Origin of the sequence: Streptomyces phaeochromogenes (assembly GCF_001418655.1) — a bacterium.
Lineage (GTDB): Bacteria > Actinomycetota > Actinomycetes > Streptomycetales > Streptomycetaceae > Streptomyces > Streptomyces phaeochromogenes.
The window spans coordinates 69,827-76,914 of sequence record NZ_LIQZ01000094.1; the positions used below are offsets into that span (position 1 = coordinate 69,827).

The 7,088-nt window shown below is 69.0% G+C and carries 7 protein-coding genes; 4 read left to right on the forward strand and 3 right to left on the reverse strand.

Features of this window, described 5'->3' with window-relative positions; genetic code table 11:
• Positions 1–128 precede the first annotated feature (128 nt).
• Both AOK17_RS13935 and AOK17_RS13940 read left to right on the forward strand, forming a co-directional pair.
• Positions 129–1,124 carry a LacI family DNA-binding transcriptional regulator gene (locus AOK17_RS13935; RefSeq protein WP_055612744.1) on the forward strand — a complete coding sequence of 332 codons (996 nt, stop codon included), beginning with the start codon at positions 129–131 and terminating at the stop codon, positions 1,122–1,124.
• Positions 1,125–1,261: 137 nt separating this feature from the next.
• Positions 1,262–3,118 carry a right-handed parallel beta-helix repeat-containing protein gene (locus AOK17_RS13940; RefSeq protein WP_245697147.1) on the forward strand — a complete coding sequence of 619 codons (1,857 nt, stop codon included), beginning with the start codon at positions 1,262–1,264 and terminating at the stop codon, positions 3,116–3,118.
• Between the two features lie 17 nt (positions 3,119–3,135).
• On the opposite strand, the gene AOK17_RS13945 is transcribed toward AOK17_RS13940, so the two are convergent.
• Both AOK17_RS13945 and AOK17_RS13950 read right to left on the reverse strand, forming a co-directional pair.
• Positions 3,136–3,786, reverse strand: coding sequence for a response regulator (locus AOK17_RS13945; RefSeq protein ID WP_055612746.1), 651 nt, complete (start codon positions 3,784–3,786; stop codon positions 3,136–3,138).
• Positions 3,783–4,928 (reverse strand): sensor histidine kinase, encoded by a 1,146-nt coding sequence (locus AOK17_RS13950; RefSeq protein WP_055612757.1) that lies wholly within the window; start codon positions 4,926–4,928, stop codon positions 3,783–3,785. Before AOK17_RS13950 ends, AOK17_RS13945 begins: the two co-directional genes overlap by 4 nt.
• Positions 4,929–5,060: 132 nt before the next feature.
• Between AOK17_RS13950 and AOK17_RS13955 the strand changes: the two genes are divergently transcribed.
• Both AOK17_RS13955 and AOK17_RS13960 read left to right on the forward strand, forming a co-directional pair.
• A complete protein-coding gene (locus AOK17_RS13955) occupies positions 5,061–5,786 on the forward strand; it encodes a class I SAM-dependent methyltransferase (protein WP_055612747.1) in 726 nt (241 codons plus the stop codon).
• Entirely contained in the window at positions 5,783–6,463 is a 681-nt protein-coding gene (locus AOK17_RS13960; protein ID WP_055612748.1) for a DedA family protein, read from the forward strand. The genes AOK17_RS13955 and AOK17_RS13960 overlap by 4 nt, the downstream gene beginning before the upstream one ends.
• Here AOK17_RS13960 and AOK17_RS13965 read toward each other — a convergent pair.
• Positions 6,433–7,088 (reverse strand): response regulator (locus AOK17_RS13965; protein WP_063997213.1); only part of this gene is annotated, 656 nt, incomplete at its 5' end. The two genes, AOK17_RS13960 and AOK17_RS13965, sit on opposite strands and share 31 nt — an antisense overlap.

Here is a 7,088-nt window from a genome sequence, read left to right on the forward strand (position 1 = left end):
CCGAAGAGGCGATTCAATGGTCATGCGCGAGAAACATGGAAGACACGCAGTCCGACTGCTACTTTGCACGGAGGGATGAGCTGAAAGTTTTCGTTAGGTTCTTGCAAGTCGTGAGCGGAGGGAATCGTATGAAGGTCGGCATCACCGAGGTCGCGGAGCGGGCGCAGGTGAGCGAGGCCACGGTCAGTCGGGTCATCAACCGGCGCCAGGGTGTGTCGCGCAAGACCCGCGAGGCGGTCGAGCAGGCGATGGCCGACCTGGGGTACGAGCGGCAGATGCGAGGTCAACTCGTCGCGGTCGTCACCGAGTTGGTGTCCAACCCGTTCTTCGCCGACGTCGCCGAACGGATCGAGTCCATCCTCGCCCCGCACGGCCTCAAGACGGTCCTGTGCCCGTGCTTCCCGGGTGGAGTGCAGGAGTTGGACTTCGTGACCTCCCTCGCCGACCGGGGAGTTGCGGCGGTCGTGTTCCTCTCGGCCAGCAACACACTGGAGGGCGCGGACCCGCAGGCGTACGAACTCCTGCGCTCCCGCAGAATCCCGTTCGTCGGGATCAACGGCCAGTTCGAGGGCGTGAGTGAGGCGCCGGTCTTCTCCACCGACGACCTGCTGGCCGCCGAACTCGCCGTCGACCACCTCCACCGACTCGGTCACCGCCGTATCGGCATGGCGTCGGGCCCGGTCGGCAACCGCCCGGCCGACCGCCGGGTCAGCGGCTTCGTCGCCTCGCTCGCCAAGCGCGGTGTCGAGGACGCGGAGCAGTGGGTGGTCCGGCAGTCCTACACCGTCGAGGGCGGCCAGTCCGCCGCGATCTCGCTCCTCGGCCGCGGTGCCACGGCGATCGTCGCCGCCAGTGACTACATGGCCCTGGGCGCGATCCGCGGTGCGCGCCGTCAGGGTTACGACGTCCCGGGCGATGTGTCGGTCGTCGGCTACGACGGCTCCATGATCATGGACTTCGTCGACCCTCCGCTCACGACGGTCCGTCAGCCGGCCGACCGTCTGGCCTCGGAGGTGGGCCGCAGCATCCTCGCCCTGGTCGGCAACCGCGACGTCCCCGTTGGTGAACTCCTCTTCGACCCCGAACTGGTGATCCGTGCGAGCACGGCGGTGCCGAAGGCGTGAGCTCCCCATCTTTGTCCAGGCCATTGACCTAGAGATCGGGTCTATAGACACTCCAGTCGGAGGTACGGCCAGATAATTGGCGGCAACTCTCCATATTCATCGGGTGTTTCGTGGCTCATGGATGCTCCGGAGGGGCTATGTCTCGGTTCGTGTTTCTCGGGGTGGCGCTCGCGCTGCTCGTCGGTGGCGGGAGCCCTGTCGCCGCGGCGCCGAAGGCGAGACCTGTGGTGGTCGACGTGGACGCCTACGGAGCCGACCCCACCGGCCGGAGGGACTCGACACCCGCCGTCGTCGCGGCGCTCCGGCACGCCAAGAACGTGGGTCGCGGTCGGCCGGTCAGGATCGAGTTCTCGAAGGGCACCTACCAGATCTACCCCGAGCGGGCCGAGACGCGTGAGCTGTACGTCTCCAACACCGTTGGCGCCGACCAGCGTTACCGGGACAAGAGGATCGGGCTGCTCGTCGAGGACATGCACGACGTCACCATCGACGGCGGCGGGGCGAAACTCGTCTACCACGGCCTGCAGACGGCGTTCGCGTCGATCCGCTCGACCGACGTGTCCTTCACGAACTTCTCCTTCGACTACGCGGCCCCCCAGGTCATCGACGCGACCGTCGCCACCACCGGTGTCACCGACGGGCACGCCTACCGCGTCCTGAAGATCCCGGACGGCAGCCCGTACAAGGTGAACGGCACGCACATCACCTGGCTCGGCGAGAAGAGCCCGGCCACCGGACAGCCGTACTGGTCAGGTGTCGACGGACTTCAGTACACACAGATCCACGACCCCGAGGCGCAACGGACCTGGCGCGGAGACAACCCGCTGTTCAACGACGTCGCCGCGGTCAGCGACCTGGGCGGACGCCGGATCCGGATCGACTACACCACCGCGGCACGGCCGGCAGACGCCGGGCTCGTCTACCAGATGCGCCTCATCGAGCGAACGGAACCGGGGGCGTTCATCTGGGAGTCCAAGAACGTCACGATGCGCTCGATGAACGCCTACTACCTCCAATCCTTCGGCGTGGTGGGGCAGTTCAGCGAGAACATCTCCATCGACAAGGTGAACTTCGCACCCGCTCCGAGGTCCGGCCGGTCGACGTCCTCCTTCGCGGACTTCGTGCAGATGTCCGGCGTCAAGGGGAAGGTCTCGATCACCCGGAGCGTCTTCGACGGCCCGCACGACGACCCGATCAACATCCACGGCACCTACCTGGAGGTCGTAGGGAAACCCGGGCCGTCCACCCTCACCCTCGCCTACAAGCACCCGCAGACCGCAGGATTCCCGCAGTTCGCCCCAGGTGACAAGGTCGAGTTCGCCACCAAGCGCATGATGACCCCGCTGGCGTCGGCGCAGGCGAGGGTCACCGCGGTCGACGGGCCGAGCGGGATGGACCACGACAAGCCGCTGACCACCATGACCGTCACCTTCGACCGTCCGGTTCCCGCCGAGGTCGAGATCGGCGGCACGGTCGTCGAGAACATCACGGCCACCCCGTCGGTCGTCATCTCCGGCAACGTGTTCCGCAACGTGCCGACCCGCGGCATCCTGGTCACCACCCGCAAACCCGTCCTGATCACCGGCAACCGGTTCGACGCGATGTCCATGGCCAGCATCTACGTCTCCGCCGACGCCTACCAGTGGTACGAGTCCGGGCCGGTCGCCGACCTGACGATCCGAGGGAACACGTTCACGCGGCCCAGCGGCCCGGTCATCTTCGTGGAGCCGACCAACCAGGTCATCGACCCGGCGACTCCGGTACACCACAACATCTCGGTCGAGCACAACTCGTTCGACATCGGCGACGTCACCATCGTCAACGCGAAGAGCGTCGGCGGGTTCGCATTCACCGGCAACACCGTCCGGCGGCTCGACGGACCGGCACACCCGCCGTACGCCTCCCCGCTGTTCGTCTTCCACGGCAGTTCAGGCCTCCGGATCGCGCACAACCGCTACGACAAGGGCCTGAACACATCCGTGGTCACGGACTGACTTGACTGCTCGGCTCGTCAGGCTGTGAGTCCCGCGTCGCGGGCCAGCAGGGCGGCCTGAACGCGGTTGGTGACTTCCAGCGCGGTCAGGACACGGCTGACGTGAGCCTTGACGGTGCTCTCGCGCATGGCGAGTCGGGTGGCGATGTCGGCGTTGGTGTCGCCGTGGGCGAGCAGGGCGAGCACGTCGCGTTCGCGGGGGGTGAGCCGGTCCAGCCGGGCCTTGGCCGCGGTTGCTTCCGGCTGGTTGGCCGCGTGGTAACGGTCGATGAGACGGCGGGCCGCGGTGGGGTGGAGCATGGCCGAGCCGGCGGCCACCAGGTGGACGGCGCGCAGTATTTCGGCGGGGTCGGTGTCCTTGAGCAGGAAGCCGTCGGCTCCGGCGGCGAGGGCGTTGTAGACGTACTCGTCGAGGTCGAAGGTGGTCAGGGTGATCACCTTCGGCGGATGGGGGAGGGCTCGCAGTCGGGCGGTGGCGGTGATGCCGTCCATGCGGGGCATGCGTACGTCGACGAGGGCGACGTCGATGCGGTGTGCCGTGGCCAGTTCGATGGCCTTCAGGCCGTCGGGGGCCTGGGCGACGACCTCGATGCCGGGGTCGCCGTCCAGGAGGTCGGCCAGGCCGAGGCGGACCAGCGCGTCGTCGTCGACGATCATGGTGCGGATCATGTGCGGGTGCCGTTCTGTTCGATGCCGGCGGGGTGGGGGATGCGTGCGGCAAGCCGCCATGCGCCCGCGCCGGCCGGTCCGGAGTTCAGGTGCCCGCCGAGAGCGGTGACGCGTTCGCGCAGGCCGACGAGGCCGTATCCGCTGCCGACGGTGTCCGTGCGGGGAGTGCCAGGGGGGTTCGTGACCTCGACGAGTGTGGCGGGCGGCCCGTAGTCGATGCGTACGGTCACCGGGGCACCGTCGGCGTGCTTGCGGGCATTGGTCAGTGCTTCCTGGACGATGCGGTACACGGCCAGTCGGTGGGTGGTGGGAGCCTGCTCGGGAAGGCCGTCGGTGGTCAGCTCGACGTGCTGGCCAGCGGCGCGGGCCTCGTCGGCCAGTTCCCCTGCTTCTCTCATCATCGGCGTGAGAGCGGCGCTGGTCGGCACGGCGTCGTGGTCGCGCAGCACGCCGAGGACGTCGCGCAGATCGGTGAGGGCCTTGACGGACGTCGTGCGCAGCAGTGCGAGGCGTTCGGCGACCGGTGCGGGCAGTGCGTCGCTCTTGGTGGCCAGGACACCGGTGTGCAGGGCGATCAGGCTCAGACGGTGGGCCAGGACGTCGTGCATCTCGGAGGCGATGCGGGACCGTTCCGCGATGCGGGCCGCCTCCTCGCGCAGCTGCGCCTCGATTCGTAGATGCTCGACGTCGGCTGCCAGCGCCGTCAGCAGGCGGCGCCGGCTGCCCAGCCACAGCCCGACGAGCACGGCCAGTACCGGCAGGAACACCGTGGACGCGTAGGACTGGCCCGTCCACAGGGAGGTGGACCGGTAGCCGAGCAGGTTGGCGCTCAGCGCGGCGACAGCACAGGCCACCGCCACCCGCGCCCGGCGGTCCACGGCCAGGTCGTACAGGGCGACTGCCAGCATGGGCAGCAGCAACGATCCCCACCACGCCGTGGCCACGGTGACCAGCAACGGCGCGGCGGGCCAGCGCAGCCGGGGCACGAGCAGGGCCGCTCCGCACACCAGCGCTGTGGCCATGACGGGGGCCTGGTAGCCCCCTTGGATCGCCGCGTCGTTGAGCGCGGCAGCCAGTACGCACAGGGCCACGAGGGCCCCACGTCCGTAGGCCGCCCATCTGCGGCTTTCTCTGCTGCTCACCTGGGCCATCCTAGGCAGACCGGTGCGCTGTTCTGTCTGCCGATCGATGGTGTCCGCCCTCTACTTTCGTAGGGGGACGCCGTCGCAGAACGACGGATCGCATGCCGGGCGCGGCTTTCTAGCGTCAATTCCATGAACGACCAGATCACCTCCCACGACCGTGCCTCTACGCGGCGCAATGCCGAAGGCTGGATGTTCCTGATCGAAGCGGCCCGTGATCTGCGCACCACGGGTGCCGTAGCCCCCAGCGGCAAGTCCCTGGCTCGCGTGCTCACCGACCCCGTACGGGCTCAGGCGCCCCGTCCGCTGGCGGTCCTGGAAGCCGGCGCGGGCACCGGCCCGGTCACCCGGGCCCTGATACCCCAGCTGTCCCGGGGCAGCCGCCTGGACATCGTCGAGGCCAACCCGCGGTTTGCCGAGCGACTGCGCAGCCTCGTCACCACGCACCCGCGCCTGACAGCTACGTCTGCGCAGGTGAACGTGCATCAGACCTACGTCGAGCAGCTCGACACCGACCAGCGCTACGACGTCATCGTCTCCGGGCTGCCCCTGACCAACTTCACTCCCGTGCAGGTCGAGCGCGTCATGGCCCGCTACCTGGAACTCCTCCATCCCGGCGGCACGCTGACCTACTTCGCCTACCTCGGCACCCGCAGGGCCCGCGCCCTGACTGCATCGCGAGCAGAAGCCCGCCGCCACGCCGCCGTGGACGAGATCATGGCCGCCTACCAGCGCACCTACGCCACAGGCCGCTGGACGGTATGGGCCAACGTTCCACCCGCCCACGTCTGGCATCTGCGACGTCCTCTCGTCTCCGCGGACCAGCTCGAGCCGCAGCCGGACGGGGCGAGTCGGTGAACGCGCTCTCCGACATCCTCGGGCACCTCCCGCCGGCCGCGGCGTACACAGTGGTGGCCGCTGCGGTCCTGGCCGAGTCGGTCCTTCTCGTCGGCGCTTTCGTCCCGACGCTGACCCTGCTCCTGACCGCCGGCGCGCTGGCCCGCACCGGCCACGTCAACCTTCTCCTCGTCATCGCAGCCGCGGCCGGCGCCGTGGTGGCGGGTGACTTCCTCGCCCACCGCACCGGCAGGTATCTCGGTGACCGGCTGCGCGGCGGCCACATGGGCCGTCGCGTTCCGGATGCTGCGTGGGGCCGGGCCGAGACGCTGATGATGCGCCACGGCGGCCGAGCGGTCTTCGTGGCCCGCTTCGTGCCGGTGGTGCGCACCCTCGCCCCGCACTCCGCGGGGGCCACCCGCCTGCCTTACAGGCGCATCGCTCCGTACAGTCTCGTCGCCGCTTGCGTGTGGGCCACAGCGGAAGTGGGTGTCGGATACGCCGCCGCGACCTCGCTGCAGCGCGTCCTCACGCTGGGCGGCCCCGCCCTCGGCCTGGTCGTTCTGATGGTGATCGGGGGCTCGCTGCTGTGGCGAAGAAGGCGCCGTCCGTCTCCTCCGACCCAGGAACCGGCGTCCGATCCTGCCACGCGGTCTTCCGGCCACGCTCAGGCGGGCCTGACTAGGCCGGCGTCGTAGGCGAAGATCACGGCCTGGACCCGGTCCCGGACCTCGATCTTGGTGAGGATGCTGCCCACATGTGACTTGACGGTGGACTCGGCGAGGGAGAGGCGCTCGGCGATCTCGGTGTTGCTCCAGCCGGTCGCGATGGCGGTGAGTACCTCGCGTTCGCGGTTCGTGAGGCGGGCCAGCTGCCGTTGCTGGTCGGGCGTGTGGCCCGGCAGACGGCTGCCGAACGCATCGATGAGCTTGCGGGTCAGACCGGGCGAAATGACGGCGTCCCCGACGGCCACCGCGCGGATGCCGGCGACGAGTTCGTCGGGCAGGGCGCCTTTCAGCAGGAACCCGGACGCCCCGGCGCGCAGGGCGTCGTAGGCGTACTCGTCGAGGTCGAAGGTGGTCAGGACCAGGATGCGGGAGCGTCCTCCGGACTCGACGATGCGTCTGGTGGCCTCGATGCCGTCCATGCCGGGCATGCGGACGTCCATCAGGACGACATCGGGCTTGAGCTCGGCGGCCTTGCGGACGGCTTCGGCACCGTGGGTGGCTTCACCGATGACGGTCAGGTCGGGTTGCTGCTCCAGGAGCATGCTGAAGCCGAGGCGTTGCAGGGCCTGGTCGTCGACGATGAGCACGGTGGTCA

What these genes read in the sequence shown, in the direction of transcription:
- AOK17_RS13935 (WP_055612744.1), top strand. Translation starts at nt 129, where the DNA reads ATGAAGGTCGGCATCACCGAGGTCGCGGAGCGGGCGCAGGTGAGCGAG.
- AOK17_RS13940 (WP_245697147.1), top strand. Translation starts at nt 1,262, where the DNA reads ATGTCTCGGTTCGTGTTTCTCGGGGTGGCGCTCGCGCTGCTCGTCGGT.
- AOK17_RS13945 (WP_055612746.1), bottom strand. Translation starts at nt 3,786, where the DNA reads ATGATCCGCACCATGATCGTCGACGACGACGCGCTGGTCCGCCTCGGC.
- AOK17_RS13955 (WP_055612747.1), top strand. Translation starts at nt 5,061, where the DNA reads ATGAACGACCAGATCACCTCCCACGACCGTGCCTCTACGCGGCGCAAT.